This window comes from Lampropedia aestuarii (assembly GCF_004803635.1).
GTDB classification, from domain to species: domain Bacteria; phylum Pseudomonadota; class Gammaproteobacteria; order Burkholderiales; family Burkholderiaceae_C; genus Lampropedia; species Lampropedia aestuarii.
Window position 1 is genome coordinate 170,573 of record NZ_SSWX01000007.1, and the last position, 19,833, is coordinate 190,405.

Here is a 19,833-nt window from a genome sequence, read left to right on the forward strand (position 1 = left end):
GCACTTGGGGTCATTGTTGTTTTGCTCCTCAGAGTTTCTCTACCTTGACCAAAAAGCTCTTGGACTCCGGTGTGTAGGAGTTGCCATCGCCCACATAGGGGGTCAGGATGTTGGCCAAGTAGCCTGGTTTGGTCAGGCCTTTGAAGCCCCAGTGAATCGGCACGCCCACATGGTGTACCGTTTTGCCATCGATCTGCAGCGGTTTGAGTCGCTTGGTCACGACGGCCACGGCTTTGATATGGCCGCGTTTGGAGCTGACTTTGACCCAGTCACCGGCCTTGACGCCCAACTCGTTGCCCAGTGCCTCGCCGATCTCGACGATCTGCTCAGGCTGGATGATGGCGTTGAGTAGCGCGTGCTTGGTCCAGTAATGGAAGTGCTCGGTCAAGCGGTAGGTCGTGCCCACGTGCGGGAACTCGTCTGCCTTGCCAAAGGTCGCCCATGTGTTTTCGAACACCCGTGCCACCGGCGAGCTGGTGACTTTGGCGTTGTTCTTGAACATGGGGTTGTAGCCCAGTGGTGTGTCAAACGGTTCGTAGTGCGTTGGGAATGGCCCTTCGGCCAGGCCTTTGCGCGAGAAAAAGCGCGCCACGCCCTCGGGGTTCATGATGAATGGACCCGCTCCTGCTGAAGGCGGCGATGTGATGGCAAAGTCCGGCACATCGGGGCCCACCCAGCTCGAGCCATTCCACTCAACCAGCATCTTGTGCGGGTTGAATGGCTGGCCCTGCAAGTCGGCAGAAGCGCGGTTGTACAGGACGCGGCGGTTCAGCGGCCAAGCCCAGGCCCAGTTCAGCGTATTGCCGATGCCAGACGGGTCGGAGTTGTCGCGCCTTGCCATCATATTGCCCGCTTCGGTCCATGAGCCACCGAAAATCCAGCAGCCTGAGGCGGTGCTGCCGTCATCGCGCAGCTCGGCAAAGCTGGAGACCTGCTGGCCGGCTTTGCGCAGCACCTTGGTCGGATCTGTCGGATCACGCAGATCAACCAATGCCTTGCCGTTGAGCTCTTTGGCGACTTCTTCTGCGGTGGGCTCGTGCTCTTCCGCATATTTCCAGTCCACGCTCATGATCGCGTCGGGGTAGGCGCCGCCTTCTTCCTGGTAGAGCTTGCGGATGCGCAGGAACAGCTGCGACATGATGTAGATGTCGGTGCGCGCCTGGCCTGGTGGCTCGGCGGCTTTCCAGTGCCATTGCAGGACGCGGCTGGAGCTCACGACCTGGCCTTCGTCCTCGGCAAAACAGGTGGTTGGCAGGCGGAATACCTCGGTTTGAATCGAGGCGGTATCCACGTCGTTGTACTCACCAAAATTGCGCCAGAATTCCGACGTCTCGGTCGCCAGCGGGTCCATGATGACCAGGAACTTCAGCTTGGACAGACCATCGCGTACGCGGTGGCTGCTGGCCAACGCGGCCACCGGGTTAAAGCCCTGCGCCAGGTAGCCGTTGACCTTGCCTTGGTTCATCAACTCGAAAATCTGCAGCATGTCGTACTGCTTGTCGAGTTTGGGCAAGAAGTCGTAACCCCAGTTGTTCTCAGCGGTGGCGCTGTCGCCATACCAGGCTTTCATCAGGCTGACGTGGAACTTGGGATAGTTCTGCCAATAGCTGATCTGACCCGGACGCATTGGTTGTTGCGTGCGCGAGGCGATGTATTGCTGGTAGTCCTGCTCCTGCTCGTAGGGCATCGTCAAATAGCCCGGCAAGCTGGCCGACAACAAGCCCAGATCCGTCAGGCCCTGGATGTTGGAGTGGCCACGCAGCGCGTTCATACCACCACCGGCAATGCCGATGTTGCCGCACAAGAGCTGCACCATCGCACCGGTGCGCAGGGTTTGCGCACCAATGGAATGCTGGGTCCAGCCCAGGGCATACAAGATGGTTGCGGCGCGCCCAGGCACTGCCGTGCTGGCGAATTGCTCCGCCACATGCAAGAACTTGGCAGCCGGTGTGCCGCAGACGCGCTCGACTTCTTCAGGCGTGCAGCGCGCATAGTGCTGTTTCATCAGCTGGTAGACGCAGCGCGGGTGCTGCAAGCTCGGGTCGGTCTTGACGAAACCGTCTTCGCCCAGCTCGTAGTCCCAGCTCTTCTTGTCGTAGCTGCGCGTGGCCTCGTTGTAGCCTGAGAACAGGCCGTCGACGAATTCAAAATCATCGCGCACGATGAAGGTGAAATCGGTGTAATTCTTCACGTATTCGTGATGAATTTTGTCGTTGCTCAGCAGGTAATTGATGATCCCGCCAAGAAAGACGATGTCTGAGCCAGAACGAATTGGTGCGTAGAAATCCGCCACCGCAGCAGAGCGGTTAAAGCGAGGATCGACCACCATGAAGTGCGCTTTGTTGTGCGCCTTGGCTTCTGTGACCCATTTAAAGCCACAAGGGTGCGCTTCGGCGGCGTTTCCGCCCATGACCAAAATCACATCCGCGTTTTTGATGTCGACCCAATGGTTCGTCATCGCTCCACGGCCAAACGTCGGGGCAAGACCTGCCACCGTCGGGCCGTGTCAGACACGGGCTTGGTTGTCGAATGCAAGCAGTCCCCAGTTACGGGCGACTTTATGGGTGATGTAGCCAGCTTCGCTGGTAGCGGCCGACGCGGCCAGCATGCCAGTGGTCAGCCAGCGGTTGACGGTTTGGCCTTTGTCGTTTTTCTCAACGAAGTTGGCATCACGGTCATCCTTCATTTTGCGGGCGATGCGGTCCAGCGCCTCATCCCACGAAATGTCTGTCCAATCGCTGGCCCCTGGCGCGCGGTATTGGGGCTTCAAGAGGCGGTTGGGACTGTGGATGATATCCAGCAGCGACGCGCCTTTCGGGCACAGCGTGCCACGGTTGACCGGGTGGTCTGGGTCGCCTTCAACGTGGATCACCGACAATTTGGCGTTTTTGCTGCCATCGCCGAGTGAATACATCAAAATACCGCAACCGACCGAGCAGTATGTACAGGTTTGGCGGGTCACTTTGGCTGCGGCAATTTTGTATTGCCGCACCTCAGCCAGTGCTTCTGATGGGGTAAAACCCATCAAAGCCAAGCTGGAGCCCGCCAGAGTCGAACCAGTCACTTTCATGAACTGGCGTCTGGAGAGTTGCACCATGGGTAAATCCTCTCTTGCGAAGGATGTAAAAAATCAAAACGTGCGGGATTTTATTCCTATCAGCCCTTGCGGTCAGGACTGCCACGAATGGATAGACTAGAAAACAAGGGTAATTGGCCCTTTTTAGTGTGCGACAGACGCAAGGGTGCGTCAATCAGGGTTTGATGGGGGCGCAGCAGGCGCTGTGGTCGTGTGGGGGCTGCAGGCACAATGCTGCAGCCGCAGCAAACAATCGAAAAAGGCGCTTGAAGACAATGAATGACCAGGAATTACTGCGCTATGCAAGGCATGTATTGCTCAACGAGGTGGACATTGACGGGCAGGAGCGCGTGCTGGCCAGCCGGGTGCTGGTGCTTGGCTGTGGAGGCCTAGGCCATGCTGCTGCGGCGTATTTGGCGGCGGCCGGCGTAGGCACGCTGTACCTGGCTGATGACGATGTGGTTGAGGAAACCAATTTGCAGCGCCAAATCCTGTTTGCTCCGGCTGAGCTGGGCCTGCCCAAAGCCCAAGTCTTGGCTGCGCGCTTGGCACAGCAAAATCCAGACATTGGGATTGTGCCGCTGGTCGAGCGCCTGGACCAGGCGCGCATCACCGCCTTGCTGGCGCAATGTGATGTGGTGCTGGACTGCAGCGACAACTTTGCCACGCGCCATGCAATCAACCGCGCCAGTTTGGCGACCCGTACACCGCTGGTCATGGGCGCGGCGACGCGCTTTGAAGGGCAATTGAGTGTGTTTGACCCGCGCCAGGCCGACTCACCTTGCTATGCCTGTTTGTTTGACCAAGGCCAGGCCGATGATGGGGCCTGTGCGCTGTTTGGCGTGTTTTCTCCGCTGGTGGGCATGGTGGGCACGGCCCAGGCGGCAGAGGCCTTGAAAATAATCATGGACATTGGCCGCAGCGCTTGCGGTCAATTGGTGCTATTTAATGCTTTGGAGGCGGGCACGCAAACCTGGGGCTTGAATAAAAATGCGCACTGCCCGGTGTGCGGAGCCAAGCACGCCAGCTAAAGAGCCAATCACGCCATGCTGTCCTGGTTGGGATTGAGCCAGTTGCCGCTTTTTCCGCCATCCTTTTGCAGCAAGCGCACCTGCTCAATCACCATGCTCTTGTCAATCGCCTTGAGCATGTCATAAATGGTCAAAAGGCCAATCGAGGCACCGGTTAGGGCTTCCATTTCGACCCCGGTTTTACCCACGGTTTTGGCGGTTACCTCAATCACCACGCGATGCTGCGCGGCATCCAGCGCAAACGCCACGCTCAAATGTGTCAAAGGCAGCGGGTGGCACAGAGGGATCAGTGCCGAGGTTTGCTTGGCGCCCTGGATGGCGGCAATGCGTGCAACTCCCAGAACATCGCCCTTGGGGCTGTTGTGTGCCGGTTGCTCCAGCGCAGCAAAGGTTGCGGGCGAGAGCTGGATGGCACCTTGCGCGACGGCCAGGCGCTGGCTGGCCTGTTTGTTGCCCACATCTACCATCCAGGCTTGGCCTTGCGCATCAAAATGGTTCAGGGACGGGGGGTGGCTGCTGCTCATAAGAATGCGTGCTCGAAGTAGAGGGGAACAAGCACCAGATTATCGCAAAGATGCGTGCCGCGCTCTGACTCCAGTGACTGCAGCGTGTCAACCGGGCGCAGTGTGGGCAGAGGCCGAGTTTTTTCCAAGTGTTTTTTGTTTTTCGATATGTCTGGCTGTATATTACGCCCTTTGATTCCTGCCTCAGCATGAGGCTGTCCGACTTGAGGAGATGTATTCCATGTTGCCTACACCGCGTTTTGCCATGCGTGCCACTGTTTCTGTATTGGCCGGTTTGGGTCTGAGTCTGGCCGCATGGAGTGCCCATGCGGAGACCATCACCGTCTCCGCTGCAGCCAGTCTGACCGATGCCTTCAAGGAAATTGCCGCCCACTATGAACAGCAGAACCCGCAAGACAAAGTGCAGCTGAATTTTGGCGCATCGGGTACTTTGCTGCAGCAAATCGATAAGGGCGCGCCTGTAGACGTGTTTGCCAGCGCCGATGAAGCGACAATGGACAAGGCCGCTGCCAGTGGCCTGGTGGTCGAGGGCACGCGCGCGACCTTTGTGCGCAACACTTTGGTGCTGATTCAGCCAGAAGCGGCCACGTTGCAACTGGATTCGCTTGAGGCCTTGCAAAATCCTGCGGTTGAGCGCATTGCCGTGGGCAATCCTGACAGCGTGCCAGTGGGCCGCTACACCAAAGCCGCTTTGGAAGCTGCAGGCCAGTGGGAGGTATTACAGCCCAAAGTCATTCTGACGCAAAACGTGCGCCAGTCACTGGATTACGTAGCCCGCGCTGAAGTGCAGGCCGGCTTTGTCTATGGCTCTGATGCTGCGTTGTTCAAAGACAAAGTCAAAATCAGCTACACGGTGCCGGTGGCAAAGCCTGTGACCTACCCGATTGCCGTGATCACAACAGGCGGTCAGGCCGAGGCGGCCAAACGCTTTGTTGATGTGGTGACATCAGACTGGGGCCAACAAGTGTTGGCACGCTTTGGTTTTGAGCCTGCGGCTTCGCGCTAACACGCACTTTGGGAGTAGCTGGCGTGTGGTGTATGGGTTGGCATAGGCTGAGGTGCTGGTGAACTGGGCCGATATTTCTCTATGGAGCGATGTGCTCACACCCCTGTGGCTGTCATTGAAAGTGGCATTCTGGGCCACGGTGTTTGCCAGTGTGCTGGGGGTGGCGTTGGGCCTGTATCTGGCCAAGAGCCGGCTGTGGCTGCGCAACCTGCTCGATACCATTTGCACACTGCCAATGGTGCTGCCGCCCACCGTACTGGGTTACTACTTGCTGGTGCTGTTTGGCAGCCAAAGCAGCATGGGCAGCTGGCTCAAAGAGTCGTTTGGCATCAACCTGATTTTTAGCTTAACCGGCGCTACCGTGGCAGCGACGGTGGTGAGTTTTCCGCTGGTTTTCAAGCCAGCCAGGGCCGCGTTTGAGTCGATTGACCCCGAGTTGGAACAAGCCGCTCGCGTGTTGGGCGTGCGCGAAATCGGTATCTTGCTACGTGTGAGCCTGCCACTGGCTTGGCGCGGCATCATGGCCGGTGTGATGCTGGGCTTTGTGCGCGCTTTAGGGGAGTTTGGCGCCACCTTGATGATTGCTGGCAGCATTCCGGGCAAAACCCAAACGCTGTCGATTGCCATTTACGAGGCGGTACAAGCAGGCCGCGATGGTTTGGCCAATGTGCTGGCTTTGGTGATTTCGGTGGTGTGCATTGGCTTGCTGTTGCTGGCAACGTGGCTCACGCCAGGGCGCCGAACCGTGCGGGGAGATTGAGCGTGGCAGTGTGGTGTGACTTGGATGTGCGCAAAACGCTCAAAACCGCAGGCCGGGTGTTTGAGTTTGATGTGCAACTGCAAACCGATGCCAAGCGCCTGGTGCTGATGGGCCCCTCTGGCATTGGCAAAACCATGGTGCTGCAGGCGATTGCGGGTTTGATCCGACCCGATGCCGGCCATATCCGCTTGGGTGGTGAGCTGCTGTTTGATTCCAAAGCAAGGCTGAACTTAACGCCGCAAAAACGCCGAGTCGGCTACTTATTCCAAAACTATGCCTTGCTGCCGCACCTGACTGCGCTGAGCAATGTGGGCTTTGGCTTGCGCCGGGGCGTGTGGGGGTTTCTCAGCCGGGCGCAAAAACAAGAAGCCATGCAGTGGCTAGAGCGGTTTCAGCTGGGGCATTTGGCCGCGCAGTACCCGCACACGCTGTCAGGCGGGCAGCAGCAGCGCCTGGCCTTGGCGCGCGTGGCCATTTTGCAGCCGCGTGTCTTGCTGTTGGATGAGCCTTTTTCTGCTCTGGACCCGACGCTGCGGCAAAGCATGCGCGAAGAAGTGGCGCAAATGGTCGACAGCCTGGGCATCCCGCTGATCATGGTGTCCCACGATGACGAAGACCGCATTGCGCTCAATGCTGAGGTCGTGCGCTTGGGGCAGGTGGATGGCCGTACTGTGCGTTTGTAATCGCGCTGCTTCGTATTGCTGATGGCATAGGCCAGGACCAATATGAACGGGCCAAGGTCCAAATTCCCAAGCACCCAGATGTGCGTGGGTCAAGCAACAAAAAGGCTTCGCACACAGCGAAGTTTTTTTGAAATATCGCTATATATAAATAAATATAGCGAGAGCAAGGAGTGCAGCCATCCCATCCAGTGTGCGAGGCAGGGCGGGTATCGATTGTGTAAAACGGAGAAAAAACAATGATGAAAAAACATGGTGTGGCGGTGGCCGTGGTGGCAATGCTAGGCGCCTTGAGCGCAGCGCAAGCCCAAACGAATAACGAGACCGAGGCACAGGCACAGGCAGCCAATGGCGGCGTGTTCACTTTGGGTGAGATCACGGTGCTGGCCCCTTCACAAGATGTGAACCTGTCCACCAGCAGCGTGTTGTCGCAGCAAACCATGCAAGAGCATCGCGCCCAAACCGTGAGCGAAGCGCTGAATCTGGTGCCCGGTGTGAATGCAGCCTACGCCGGCGCACGCGGTGAGCAGCTGTTTTATGTGCGCGGCTTTGACCGCTTGCAAGTGCCGGTGTATGTCGATGGCATTCCGACCTATGTGCCCTACGATGGCCGCATCGACTTGGGGCATTTCACCACGTTTGATCTCTCACGCCTGGAAGTAGCCAAAGGCTTCTCCTCCTTGATTTATGGCCCTAATGCACTGGGTGGGGCAGTCAACCTGATCACCCGCCGCCCGGTCAAGGCATTTGAAGGCGAAGTCGGTGGCGGCATTGGCCTGAGCCGTGATGGCAACGCCAATGAGTACCGCGCCTACACCAACCTGGGGGGCAAGCAAGAGCAGTGGTGGTACCAAGTGGGGGCCTCCTACATCAAGCGCGACAGCTTTGATTTGCCCAGCAGCTTTGAACCCAATAACGTGCAGCAAGGCAAAGGCGAGCGTGAAAACAGCCGCCGCCAGGACAAGAAAATCAACGTCAAACTGGGCTTGACCCCGAATGCAACGGATGAATACGTGGTGGGCATCGTGCGCCAAGAGGGCGAAAAAGGCCAGCCTACATATGCCGGAAGCTTGCCATTGACAGGCTCGGGCTCGGGCATGCGCGCACGCTGGTGGCAATGGCCGCAGTGGGACAAAACCAGCTTCTTCTTCACCAGCCAAACCGAAGTCACTAACCAACTGACCCTGCGCACCCGTCTCTACCACGACAAATTTGAAAACATGCTGGTAGGCTATGACTACCGCAATGGTGTGGTGGGCAATGTGGGCTCGGGTTTCCCCAGCTACTACGATGACGACACCACCGGTTTCTCGGTGGAAGGCGATTGGCGCGTGGCAGACCGCAATTTGCTGCGCCTGGCCTACCACTACAAGGACGATGTGCACCGCTCCAGCGACGATGGCACGCCATGGAGCCATTTCAAGGACCGCACCCAGTCCTTGGCCCTGGAGAATTCCTATGAATTCAACGATGGCCTGAGCGTGGTGGCCGGTGTGTCTTACAACGAGCGCAAAAGCATCACTGCCCGCAACTACGGCACCAATGCTGGCTCGCCCACACGTCCTTCGTTGTATGACGAGCCCAAAGGCAGCAACCATGCTGTGAACTACCAGTTCGGCGTGTTCCAAAGCCTGGGCCAAGACGGCCAGTGGGGCCAGTTGCGCGCCAGTGTGGCGAGCAAAAGCCGTTTTGCCACGATGATGGAACGCTACTCCACCCGTTTTGGCCAGGTGATTCCTAATCCGGATTTGAAGTCCGAGCGGGCCCGCCATTATGAAATTGGCTATAGCGCCACCTTGCTGAACGACTGGACCATCGACACGGCGCTCTTCCGCAGCGATGTCAAAGACTCGATTCAAAACGTGACCGTGCCTTCTGACCAGTGCAAAGCCAGCACCTGCGATCAACCCCAAAACGTTGGGCGTGCACGCCATGAAGGACTGGAGCTGGGCTTGCAAGGCAGCGTAGGCGCATGGGATTTGAGCGGCAATTACACCTGGTTGCGTCGCAAAAACCTCAGCAATCCGGCCTTGCGTCCAACCGATACGCCGCGCCAGAAACTGTTTGCCAGCGCCCGCTGGAACTATGGCCCATGGCATGTGACAGGCAGCACCGAAGCGTCTTCTAAGCGCTACTCGTCCTCGAACGGCGCACAAGTGGCGCATGGCTTTGCCATCTACCACCTCAAAGGTGGCTACCGTTTTGTCAATGGCACGCAAATCGATGCAGGCGTGCGCAACCTGGGTGACAAGCTCTACAGCTACAGCGAAGGTTATCCGCTCGCTGGCCGTAACTTCTTTGTCAACGTCAACGTGCCGTTTTAACGGCTGTGAACCGGCCCGCCTGTTCACTCCTGTGTTCAATGCGCCAACAACATGCCAATACGCGCTTGGACACAGGCGCGCCGCAGCAGCCGTGTGGTTTCCATGCTTTTTCGCTTTGGATGAACAGGCTCTCAAGCCCCAAGCGCTGCTGGCCAGATGATGATTTCTCTAATGAAAAGGAGTGTGTGATGGCAATTCCATTGGCCGCTTTGGTGCATGACGGACACGGCATTGCGGAGCCTGTTTTACAAGCGTTTGTGGCGCAGTTAAAAGCGCAAGGTGTACGCGTGCGCGGCTTGCTGCAACGCAGCGAGGTGGAGATCACGTCTGCCCCCCAGTTTGCTGTGCCCGGCCTGCAAGACGGCGAAGCCGGCAGCCACTGCCAGCGCACGATGGAGTTGATCGATATCGACAATGGCGATTGCTACCGCATTTCCCAAGATTTGGGCAAAGGCTCCAGCGCCTGCTGTTTGGATTCTGCTGGGGTTGCTGCTGCCAGTGTGGTGCTGCGCCGCGCCTTGCAGCCAGCGCAGCAGCAGGATTTGCCGCAGTTGTTGGTGGCCAACCGTTTTGGCAAGCTGGAGGTGGAGGGCACCGGGCTGCGCCAGGAAATGGCCGCAGCAGTAGAAGCCGGCGTGCCGTTAATCACTGCAGTGGACCAACGTTTTTTGGCCGAATGGCAGTCGTTTACGGGTGATTGGGGCGTGCAACTGCAGGCCGATGTAGGGCAATTGCACAGCTGGTGGCAAGCCTGCCAAGCCGCCCATGTGGAGCTGGCACCATGATGCAGCGCCGCCGTTTTTTACACACCGCCTTGGCCGCTGGCGTGGCCGCGTACACCGCCACGGCGGTTTGGGCGCGCACTCCCTTGCCCCCGCCCTCCGGGGCTTTATTGGAATTGTTTGGCTCTTTGCGCCACACCCCGGCGCGGGTGTTTGTTGCCGGCCCGCCTGCTGCGGTCCTGGTGGCTTCGCTAGCGCCTGAGAAATTATTGGGCTGGTCGTCGCGGCTTTCTGACGAAGCGCGCAGCATGCTTTCGCCGCAATTGGCGGCCTTGCCCACGCTGGGCCGTTTGAGTGGGCGCGGCAGCTCCATCACTACCGAAGCCTTGCTGGCCTTGCGTCCCGATGTGATTGTGGATGTCGGCACGATCGATGATTTCTACCGCTCGCAAGCAAAGCGCCTGGCCGCGCAAACGGGCATACCGTATGTGCTGGTTGATGGGCGCCTGCCCGAGTCGGCCCAGCAACTGCGCCAATTGGGTGAATTGCTTGGGGTGCCCGAGCGCGCCCAGATTCTGGCCAGCTATGCCGAGCAAAGCTTGCTGCAAGCACAGGCGGTGCGGGCACAGTGGCAGAGCCATCCGCCGCGCGTCTATTTGGCGCGCAGCGCCGATGGCCTGGAGACTGGCTGGCGCGGCTCAATCAATGCCGAGCTGCTGGAGTATTTGGGGGCCGAGAATGTGGCGACCCACCCCAGCGATGGCGAGGAAGAAGGCCGAGTCGGTGGCAGCATTGGCCGTATTTCGTTTGAGCAGGTGCTGGCCTGGAACCCTGATTTAATCGTCACACAAGAAGCTGGCTTGGCGGCGCGCATCCGCGAGTCCAGCTTGTGGCGCAGCATTCGCGCTGTGCAAAACGACCAGGTGCTGCAATCGCCCCATGTGCCGTTTGGCTGGATTGATGCACCTCCGGGCATCAACCGTTTGCTGGGTTTGCGTTGGCTCACCATGGCACTGCAAGATTGGCAACAAGGCGGCAACTTGGGCGCGGCCCAAGCCAGCAGCACCTGGCAAGCAGGTGTGCAAGCCCAGGCCAGAGCGTTTTGCACACTGTTTTATGGCATGCCAAGCGCAGCGCCTTGGCCGCCAGGAGCGCTGCCTTGGAGTTGAGTGCGTCTAGCCGGGCCCAGCGCGCAGCGCGTGGGCTGGCGTCACAGGCATCGTGGGGCGCACTGACAGCTGCTTGGCTGTTTTGCATAGGGTGCGGACTGCTGGGCCTGTGTGTGGGCAAATACCCGCTGTCGCTGGAGCAGGTGGTAGCGGTATTTTGGCAATCGCTCACGGGCCACAGCCTGATGCCGCTTGCGGATGCGGCACACATTGTGGTTTGGGAGGTGCGCGTGCCACGTGTGCTGGCCGCTTTGATGGTTGGTGCTGCGCTGGCGGCTGCGGGCGGTACGTACCAAGGCATGTTCCGCAATCCACTGGTGTCGCCCGATATTCTGGGCGTGTCTGCCGGGGCCGGCTTAGGGGCGGTGCTGGGTATTTTTATCGGCGGTTCTTTGCTGCTGGTGCAAGGCCTGGCTTTTGTCGGCGGGGTGCTGGCGGTGGCCTTGGTGTGGCTGGCCGCTTCGGTGGTGCGCCGCCACGATCCGGTGCTGGTGTTGGTGCTGGCCGGTATTGCGGTGGGCACCTTGTTGGGCGCAGGCATTGCCTTGCTCAAAGTGTTGGCTGACCCGTATACCCAGCTATCGGCCATCACGTTCTGGCTTTTGGGTGGACTCAATGCCGTCACCTTGGCCGATTTGAAAAGTGCCGCACCAGTGATGCTGCTGGGCTTGGTGCCGATGGCGCTGTTGCGCTGGCGTGTCAACTTGCTGAGCCTCAGCGATGACGAAGCGCTGGCACTGGGTGTGCATGTGCAGCGTTTGCGCTTGGTTTTGGTGGTGGCGGCTACTTTGATGACCGCCGCTGCGGTGTCGATTACCGGCATCATCGGATGGGTGGGCTTGGTGGTGCCGCATGCGGCACGTTTGCTTGTGGGTCCCGAATTTGGCCGCTTGCTGCCTATTGCCATGCTGCTGGGGGCCGGCTTTGTGGTGCTGGCTGATACATTGGCGCGCAGCACGGTGGGCATGGAATTGCCGCTGGGCGTGGTGACCGCTTTGGTCGGCGCGCCGGTGTTTTTGTGGCTCTTGGCCAGAAAAGGACGCAGCAGCCATGACTGACTCGTTGCACACTGCGCAGGCACAGCGCGGCCAACCGCAATCTCATGAGCCTGCTTGGGCTCAGGCGAGCACAGCGGCCGCTATTACCTTGCAAGCGCGGCAGTTGGTGATTGGCCATGGCAAGCGCATGGTGGCGCGGGGGCTGGAGCTGGACATTGGCGCCGGGCAAATCACCGCTTTGCTAGGCCCGAATGGGGCCGGTAAAACCACCTTGTTTCGCACCTTGTTGGGTTTGCTGCCTCCTTTGGCGGGGCAGTTGCTCTTGGATGGCAAAGAGCTGATGCAATGGCCTAGGCGCTTGCTGGCCCAGCGTTTGGGCTATGTGCCCCAAGGGCAGGCGAATGTGTTTGCCTACACGGTGCTGGATACAGTGCTGATGGGCCGGGTTGCCCGGCTCGGGCCATTGGCGCAACCTGGTGCTTACGACCGCGAGCTGGCTTGGCATTGTTTGGAGCAAATGGGCATTGCCGCCTTGGCTGAGCGCAGCCAAAGTGAAATCAGCGGCGGCGAGCGGCAACTGGCGCTGATTGCACGGGCCTTGGCCCAGCAACCTGCGATATTGGTGATGGACGAACCCACTGCCAGTTTGGATTTTGGCAACCAGCAGCGCGTGCTGGATCAGATTCAGCAGCTGCGTGATGCGGGCATGGCGATTGTGATGTCGACCCACCAGCCAGAACATGCGTTGGCGGTGGCCGATCAGATTGCGCTGCTGCACGACGGCCGACTGTTGGGACCGGGGCCTGCGCAGGCGATTGCTACTGCAGAGAATCTGGCGCGTATTTACCGCGTCACGCCTGAACAGTTGCGCAGGCGTTTGGGGTTTTTACTGGAAGGTCGCGATGGCTTTGATGCCTGGGCCGCGCAGTCCCGTGGCAGTTGAATACGCACGGGAGCTTGGGCGGCGCAAGGTTTAATCTTGCGGACCAATCAGCACGCTGGAGGCTTTGATCAAGCCAAACGCGTTCTCGCTGACTTGCTGGACCAGACTCCAGGCTACGTGCTGCTGGTCAAAATGCAGCATGTTTTTTGTTGGGAATGCTGGGCCGGACGAAGCCCTTGGGTACATGGATGTCGCTGAACCAGCGCTACCCGCTGAGTGCATGGCATTGCGCACTCCATGTCCAGCAGTGATCACGCTTGCGAATTCTTTTGCTGTGCAATCAAGCCCCTATCAGGGCTTGTTGGCTCCGTTGCGCCAAATATCTCATAGACACGTCGGCGTTGGCTGGCTTATTGCAAAGTCTCATAAGACCAGTGCGAGTGCAAGCACAGTCACCGATAGAGCCTGTTCAAAGTCTCGACGCAGTCGCGCAAGGCACAAAAAAGTGGCAGTACAAGAGGCCTGTCTTGCACCTATAGGCCGATGAACTGCAATAGGTGCCTTGCACTGTCGTTTTTTGTGCCAGACACGACTGCGCCGAGATTGCGAACAGACTCTAAGGACCCCCTGTATCTATGCTGCAAAAGTGAGTTGCTTACGGACTCATGATTTGTAACAAATGATAACCCAGCAACAAAAATGAAATTGCTCAGCAAGTATCAAATTTTAACAATTTAATTCTATGAAAAATGTGTTTTTTTCTTGAAAAAATGTAATTAGACAATTTATTGTTGATTTTTTTGATTCAATTAATTTCCTGCCTGGTTGCGTTGTAGAGCCCTTTTTCAGATATGAGCGCAGCGTCAAGATACGTTGCCTGGCGCATTTCGATGGTCGTAACTCATGTAGTGGGTGCTGAGGAAGCAGAAGCGGTTGTGCTATTGTCAGGCTCGGAGCAAGGTCGAAAGATGGCAGTTTTTTTTCGAGCAATCAAAATCACCAATTAATTGACAAAAAAATTTGCATTGTTCCTTTTTTCGAGTCAATTGGCAGATGATGCTGTAGAAGTGATTGTTTGTTCACCATTTATTGCTTGAAAAAAAAACGATCTAAAGGTAACAATGTTTTTTTTAATTGGTTCCTGTTTTTTGGCGTCATTGTTATTATTTGGCCCAAATTGTGTTTAATTGTTTCTTTTGTTTGGTTGTTGGGCGCATGTTTCCTTTGGCATGCATCCCGTTGGAAGCTGCTCTGCCTGGTTCGACGCTTGCCAATGCCCGCTAATGGGGTAGGGCGCCAAGCGTTGTGTGGGTGTTGCGCTGAACTGAATGGCGAAAAGTCCGTGCAATAGGTATGCCCAAGGCAGAGCGCATTGCTAAAAGAAGGCTGTTAGAGGTTTCCTTGGCTGAATTCGACTCGACCATTGGCGAGTTAAAGACTTCTGGCGTTTGATTTTTGATTACAACGATCGGGTGTGTATTTTTAGGGAGTTGAAGATGCAAGACAGAGAGTTATGTTGCCAAAAGGGGCATCCATCCCCAAAAGCGAAGCGAGGCAGGCGTTGGAGGCACTTGGTGTCCATAGCGGTGGGGGCTGTGGCGCTTTTGAGTGGCGTGCAGGCCCATTCACAGACAGGGACGCAATTTTGGTTGCAAAGATCTAGCACGGGCGCTGCGGGGATACTTGCGCCTGATCCTTCTGTGACTTTGCCTGTGGCAGGAACCACCGCGCCAACAATGATCAATTCGGTCATTTTTGATCGCGATCATATGTATTACTCGATTGGTACCCAGGCCATTTATGTGGCTGACGCTGCCTCGAATTACATACGGTCCTACACGATGTTCAGCATGGGCGGGCAGTTGGGTGTGGCACCTGATATAAACATTGGCACGAACCCGGCAGTCTTCAACAGATGGAATGCCAGTGCCGGCAGGGATGCAGCTTACACATCGACCAGTGCCCTTGGCCCCAAGCATTTGGGCAATGGACGAGTGTCCGATGAGCTGTACATGTTTTTCACCGGTTTTGACCGAAGAACCATTTATGCGGTCAAAAGTGGCGCAACACTGACCGGAGAGTACATTGGTACTGTCAATTCTGGCGGCAGTCTGTCTGCAATGACGGTGGATCAGAATACAGGCTTGTTGTATGCAACACGCTTAGCGTCAGGGCTCAATGAAGCGAACAGCTATTTTTATATTTATGACCCAAGTGGCATAGGCTCTGAGGAGTCGCGCACCATTTCTGCCGGCAGAATTGTGCCAACGGACGGCTCGCCCACAGTAACCACTTTGGCCAGTGACGTGACCATCGATGCTGACGGCAACGTCTATGTGATCGGTCGCACCGGCGGCAATGCGGCCTTTCCTGCAGGTCGCTACCTGTACAAAGTGGTCCCTGGCAAAACCAATGGTGTACTCAATAGTGATGGCAGTGGCTGGACTTACAGTACAACGTTGCGCATTTCCGCAGGCTCAGGCACCGCACCGAACTGTACCAGCTACCCCGGTGGTACAACGACCAGTGTTTACGGCATGGGCTTTTTGAATGGGGTTTTGTACAGCAACGAAAACAATTGCTTATACAGTACAAACGTATTCACGGGCGTAACCGATCCTGTAGGTCGAATCACATACAGCGCCTCTTTCGACACCAATCCTCCGACCAATACGAACGTGGCTGGACCGCGAGTCCCTGCTGTGGGTGTAGCGTACGATATGGCGGTTGGGCAGGTCGCATCTGCAGTGGCGGGCACCATCTACAACGATACATCGGGTACCGCCAATATTGTGCCTGGCACAACCCCAGGCCTTGCCGGTGTGACGGTTGAGCTCTACCAGGTTACGAATGATGGTCGTGTGGTAATGCGAGGCAATGCGCTCACTGGAGATGGCGGCCAATTTACCTGGTTGGCTCCTGGCAATTCAACCTTTTATGTGCGTGCGGTACAGCCCGCTAACGACATGTTCATGACCTGGGCAGCAGGGACGGTCAATCAAGGCGTCAATGTCAATAATCCGGTCTCCGCTTATTGCTATAACGCTTCTGGCGGGGTGAGGGATACCAGTGGCCTTTGCTATGGTGTGGCCCAAGGGCGTGTCGATGCACCTGCTGCCATTGTTGGTAAAACGTATGCAAATGAAGCAGCATTTTTAGCGGATGTGCGATACGCATCCAAAGTCGTATTGCAATCCACACATGCCAACACGGTTCCTCAAGCCGATATGGCCTTTTCGACGGCTCCGCGCCTGACTATTGTCAAAAGTGGGCCTCAAACAATTGCCGCCGGTACGCCGTTTAACTACAGCTTTGCTGTCAGCAACGACCGGGGGCCAGCGTTTGATTTTTATCTGGCTGACAAGCCACCAGCAGGGATCACGCTCAATTCGGCACCTTCTGGGGCTGCACCTGGTAGTTGCATGGTGAATGGCGCAGCTGCCACGTTTCCTGTTGTGGGCAATGGCAACACCGTGGTGGTGTGCCGGATCGTATTGAACCCAGCACTGGCGGCGGGCGATAGCATCACGGTTACTTGGAACGCGACAGCAGCGCCTTCAGCGGCGGGCTTGATGCCTGTCAACTATGCGTCTTACAACCCGGATGGTGCTGCCAATCCACCAGTGCCTGGAGTCACCTGCACTTCACAGGCCTCCTGCACCCAAACCGCTCCTTCCAATCCGATTCAGCCAGGCGCACCAAGCTTGACCATCGTCAAGAGTGCGCCTGCAATCGCATCAAGCGCAGCATTTGATTACAGCTTTTTGATTACCAACGCCGCAGCGGCTTCTGGCCCTGCAAATGTGGTGCATATTGCTGATTTGCCGCCTGTTGGTATCACGCTGAATGCACCGCCTTTAGGGACTACTGCTAGCAGTTGTACGGTAGGTGGCGCACAAGCTGCTTTCCCGATAGTGGGCAATGGCACGACTGTCGTCGTATGCGCGATCCCCTTGACCCCCGCTTTGGCGGCCGGTCAAAGTCGCAGTGTGACATGGAACGCCACAGCGGCAGAGTCGACGGTTGGCACAAGACCTGTGAACCATGCTTCCTACAACCCTGATGGCGGTGCGAATCCGCCAGCACCGGGTGGGAGCTGCGCTCCAGCGGCCAGCTGTACCAGTGGGATGCCAGATCAACCGGTTGTTCAGGGCAAGCCTTTGCTGACTGTAGTCAAGAGCGCTCCTGCCATGGCAGTCAATACACCCTTTAATTACAGCTTTGTGATTAGCAATGATGCTGCTGCGCTGAGTGCAGGAAGGCTTGTGCATATTGCGGATTTACCACCAACGGGTATCACGCTCAAGGAGGCTCCTCAGAACAGTAGTTGTACAGTTGGCGGCGCACCCGCGGTATTTCCTATCGCAGGCGATGGCGTGACTGTGGTTGTGTGTGCTATTGCCTTGGCTCCCGATTTGCTGCCAGGTCAGACACGTACTGTGGTCTGGCGCGCGGTTGCCGATGAGTCGACGCAAGGCACGCAGCCAATTAACCATGCGTCCTACAATCCGGACGGCACTGAGAACCCGCCAAGGCCAGGTGTGGGCTGCACGCCAACGCAGAACTGCACCAGCGGCACGCCCGACGAGCCCGTCTCCGAAGGTGCACCAACGCTGACCGTGCTTAAAACGGCACCAGCAATTGCAGCCAATACTCCGTTTGTTTACAGCTTTGTTGTGACTAACGCAGCAGACGCCGCAGGTCCTGCGACTATGGTGCATATCGCTGATCTGCCACCAGTTGGAATCACGTTGGACGAAGCTCCCGCCAACAGCAGTTGTACCGTAGGTGGTGCAGCTGCGGTGTTTCCAGTGGTGGGCAATGGCACAACAGTTGTGGAATGTTCAATCTCGCTGACCCCGGCTTTGCAACCAGGTAGTGTGCGTACTGTGCTCTGGAGTGCCAGAGCTGATGCTTCTACGATTGGCACTGTGCCAGTCAACCATGCGTCGTACAACCCGGACGGCAGTGAGAATCCGCCCCAGCCAGGTGGGAACTGCACGCCAGCTGCCAATTGCACCAGCGGCATGCCTGATGTGCCCGTGACTGAAGGTGCGCCAACACTGACAGTAGTCAAAACTGCGCCAGCGATTGCAGCGAACACGCCGTTCAACTACAGCTTTGAGGTAAGCAACGCAGCTGACGCCGCAGGGCCTGCGACCGTTGTGCATATTGCCGATCTGCCACCTGTAGGTATCACGCTCAGCGCTGCTCCTGTAGGCAGTAGCTGTACCGTCAGTGGCACTGCTGCAGTATTTCCTGTGGTGGGCGATGGCACAACCGTGGTGGAATGCGAAATTGCACTGACCCCGACGCTGCAGCCAGGTGACGAGTTGACAATATTGTGGAGTGCCGTAGCGGATGCTTCGACGATTGGCTCTACACCAGTGAACCATGCCTCGTATAACCCGGACGGCAGTGAGAATCCGCCAGCGCCAGGCCCGGGCTGCACGCCAGCGGAAAACTGCACCAGCGGTGAGCCAGACGAGCCAGTATCACCAGGCGCGCCAACGCTGAGTGTGGTTAAAACAGCCCCAGCGATTGCAGCCAACACACCGTTTGACTACAGCTTTGTTGTGACTAATGACACGAATGCTGTGGGTTCAGCATCGGTTGTGCATATTGCGGACTTGCCGCCGGTGGGAGTTACGTTGAATGCTGCTCCATTAGGAGCTGCCGCTGATGCTTGTACTATCGGTGGCATGACAGCGGAGTTTCCTGTGCTTGGAGATGGCGCGACGGTTGTGCGTTGTGAGATAGCCTTGACGCCGGCTTTGCAGCCAGGTGATGAGCGTATCGTGAGATGGAGTGCGACTGCTGATGACTCAACCATTGGGACTCAGCCTGTCAACCATGCTTCATATAACCCGGATGGCAGTGAGAATACGCCAGAGCCAGGCGAGAATTGCACGCCAGCAGAAAACTGCACCAGTGGTGAGCCTGATGAGCCAGTGGTTGAAGGGGCGCCCAACTTGACGGTGGTCAAAACCGCACCAGCAATGGCTGCGAATACCGCGTTCAACTACAGCTTTGTTGTAAGCAATGCCGACGATGCAGCTGGCCCAGCAAACGTGGTGACTATTGCGGATATGCCGCCACAGGGCATTACCCTGAATGGTCCACTTTCGGGGACTGCGGTGGGTACTTGTACAGTAGCAGGTGCCGCTGCCGTATTCCCTGTAGTGGGCGATGGCGCTACTGTGGTCGAGTGCTCGGTTGCGCTGACACCGGCTTTACAGCCTGGATCAGAGCGAAGCTTGAGGTGGAGTGCTACAGCCTCTGTCTCGACGATTGGCACGATCCCGGTGAACCATGCCTCGTACAACCCGGACGGTAGTGACAATCCACCAGCGCCAGGACCTGGCTGCACGCCAGCGGCAAGCTGCACCAGCGGTGAACCTGAAGAGCCAGTCTCGGAAGGCTCTCCGCACCTGAGCGTGGTTAAAACAGCGCCTGCGATTGCAGCGAACACGCCTTTCAACTACAACTTTGAAGTGAGCAATGCTGTAGACGCAGCAGGATCTGGGACCGAGGTGCATATTGCCGATCTGCCGCCTGTTGGTATCACGCTGAATGCACCTCCTTCAGGAGCTACTGTTAACAGTTGTACAGTCAACGGTGATGACGCAGTGTTCCCAGTCGTTGGTGACGGCGCGACCG

Annotated in this window: 11 protein-coding genes and 1 pseudogene; 10 read left to right on the forward strand and 2 right to left on the reverse strand. The window is 57.3% G+C overall.

What is annotated here, in order from left to right; all coding sequences use genetic code 11:
* Positions 1 to 28: 28 nt before the first annotated feature.
* Positions 29 to 3,097: a formate dehydrogenase-N subunit alpha gene (gene fdnG, locus E8K88_RS07365; protein WP_136406002.1), complete on the reverse strand. Its 3,069-nt coding sequence runs from the start codon at positions 3,095 to 3,097 to the stop codon at positions 29 to 31.
* A gap of 254 nt (positions 3,098 to 3,351) precedes the next feature.
* Here fdnG and E8K88_RS07370 point away from each other — a divergent pair, with 254 nt between their 5' ends.
* Positions 3,352 to 4,107, forward strand: coding sequence for a HesA/MoeB/ThiF family protein (locus E8K88_RS07370; protein WP_136406003.1), 756 nt, complete (start codon positions 3,352 to 3,354; stop codon positions 4,105 to 4,107).
* An 8-nt stretch (positions 4,108 to 4,115) separates the two neighbouring features.
* On the opposite strand, the gene moaC is transcribed toward E8K88_RS07370, so the two are convergent.
* Positions 4,116 to 4,631 carry a cyclic pyranopterin monophosphate synthase MoaC gene (moaC, locus tag E8K88_RS07375; protein WP_136406004.1) on the reverse strand — a complete coding sequence of 172 codons (516 nt, stop codon included), beginning with the start codon at positions 4,629 to 4,631 and terminating at the stop codon, positions 4,116 to 4,118.
* 220 nt (positions 4,632 to 4,851) lie between these two features.
* Between moaC and modA the strand changes: the two genes are divergently transcribed.
* From modA to E8K88_RS07420, 9 genes and pseudogenes are all read left to right on the forward strand, one after another.
* Entirely contained in the window at positions 4,852 to 5,637 is a 786-nt protein-coding gene (gene modA / locus E8K88_RS07380) for a molybdate ABC transporter substrate-binding protein (protein ID WP_205880042.1), read from the forward strand.
* Positions 5,638 to 5,689: 52 nt separating this feature from the next.
* The gene (modB, locus tag E8K88_RS07385; RefSeq protein ID WP_240754390.1) at positions 5,690 to 6,397 is read left to right on the forward strand and encodes a molybdate ABC transporter permease subunit; all 708 of its coding nucleotides are present in this window, start codon (positions 5,690 to 5,692) and stop codon (positions 6,395 to 6,397) included.
* Positions 6,398 to 6,399: 2 nt separating this feature from the next.
* Positions 6,400 to 7,080 (forward strand): sulfate/molybdate ABC transporter ATP-binding protein, encoded by a 681-nt coding sequence (locus E8K88_RS07390; protein ID WP_240754391.1) that lies wholly within the window; start codon positions 6,400 to 6,402, stop codon positions 7,078 to 7,080.
* A gap of 236 nt (positions 7,081 to 7,316) precedes the next feature.
* On the forward strand, positions 7,317 to 9,401 hold the full coding sequence (locus E8K88_RS07395; RefSeq protein ID WP_205880043.1) for a TonB-dependent receptor plug domain-containing protein: 2,085 nt from the start codon (positions 7,317 to 7,319) through the stop codon (positions 9,399 to 9,401).
* A 188-nt stretch (positions 9,402 to 9,589) separates the two neighbouring features.
* Positions 9,590 to 10,186, forward strand: coding sequence for a DUF2478 domain-containing protein (locus E8K88_RS07400; protein WP_168797272.1), 597 nt, complete (start codon positions 9,590 to 9,592; stop codon positions 10,184 to 10,186).
* Entirely contained in the window at positions 10,183 to 11,292 is a 1,110-nt protein-coding gene (locus tag E8K88_RS07405) for an ABC transporter substrate-binding protein (protein WP_136406006.1), read from the forward strand. The genes E8K88_RS07400 and E8K88_RS07405 overlap by 4 nt, the downstream gene beginning before the upstream one ends.
* Positions 11,293 to 11,354: 62 nt before the next feature.
* Positions 11,355 to 12,350, forward strand: coding sequence for a FecCD family ABC transporter permease (locus tag E8K88_RS07410; protein WP_136406030.1), 996 nt, complete (start codon positions 11,355 to 11,357; stop codon positions 12,348 to 12,350).
* 127 nt (positions 12,351 to 12,477) lie between these two features.
* Positions 12,478 to 13,233 (forward strand): ABC transporter ATP-binding protein, encoded by a 756-nt coding sequence (locus tag E8K88_RS07415; RefSeq protein WP_240754397.1) that lies wholly within the window; start codon positions 12,478 to 12,480, stop codon positions 13,231 to 13,233.
* A 1,676-nt stretch (positions 13,234 to 14,909) separates the two neighbouring features.
* Positions 14,910 to 19,833: pseudogene (locus E8K88_RS07420) on the forward strand (hypothetical protein); the annotation flags it as partial.

Coding starts and splice junctions, on each gene's coding strand:
- E8K88_RS07370 (WP_136406003.1), top strand. CDS start 3,352: ATGAATGACCAGGAATTACTGCGCTATGCAAGGCATGTATTGCTCAAC.
- moaC (WP_136406004.1), bottom strand. CDS start 4,631: ATGAGCAGCAGCCACCCCCCGTCCCTGAACCATTTTGATGCGCAAGGC.
- modA (WP_205880042.1), top strand. CDS start 4,852: ATGTTGCCTACACCGCGTTTTGCCATGCGTGCCACTGTTTCTGTATTG.
- E8K88_RS07395 (WP_205880043.1), top strand. CDS start 7,317: ATGATGAAAAAACATGGTGTGGCGGTGGCCGTGGTGGCAATGCTAGGC.
- E8K88_RS07400 (WP_168797272.1), top strand. CDS start 9,590: ATGGCAATTCCATTGGCCGCTTTGGTGCATGACGGACACGGCATTGCG.
- E8K88_RS07405 (WP_136406006.1), top strand. CDS start 10,183: ATGATGCAGCGCCGCCGTTTTTTACACACCGCCTTGGCCGCTGGCGTG.
- E8K88_RS07415 (WP_240754397.1), top strand. CDS start 12,478: ATGGTGGCGCGGGGGCTGGAGCTGGACATTGGCGCCGGGCAAATCACC.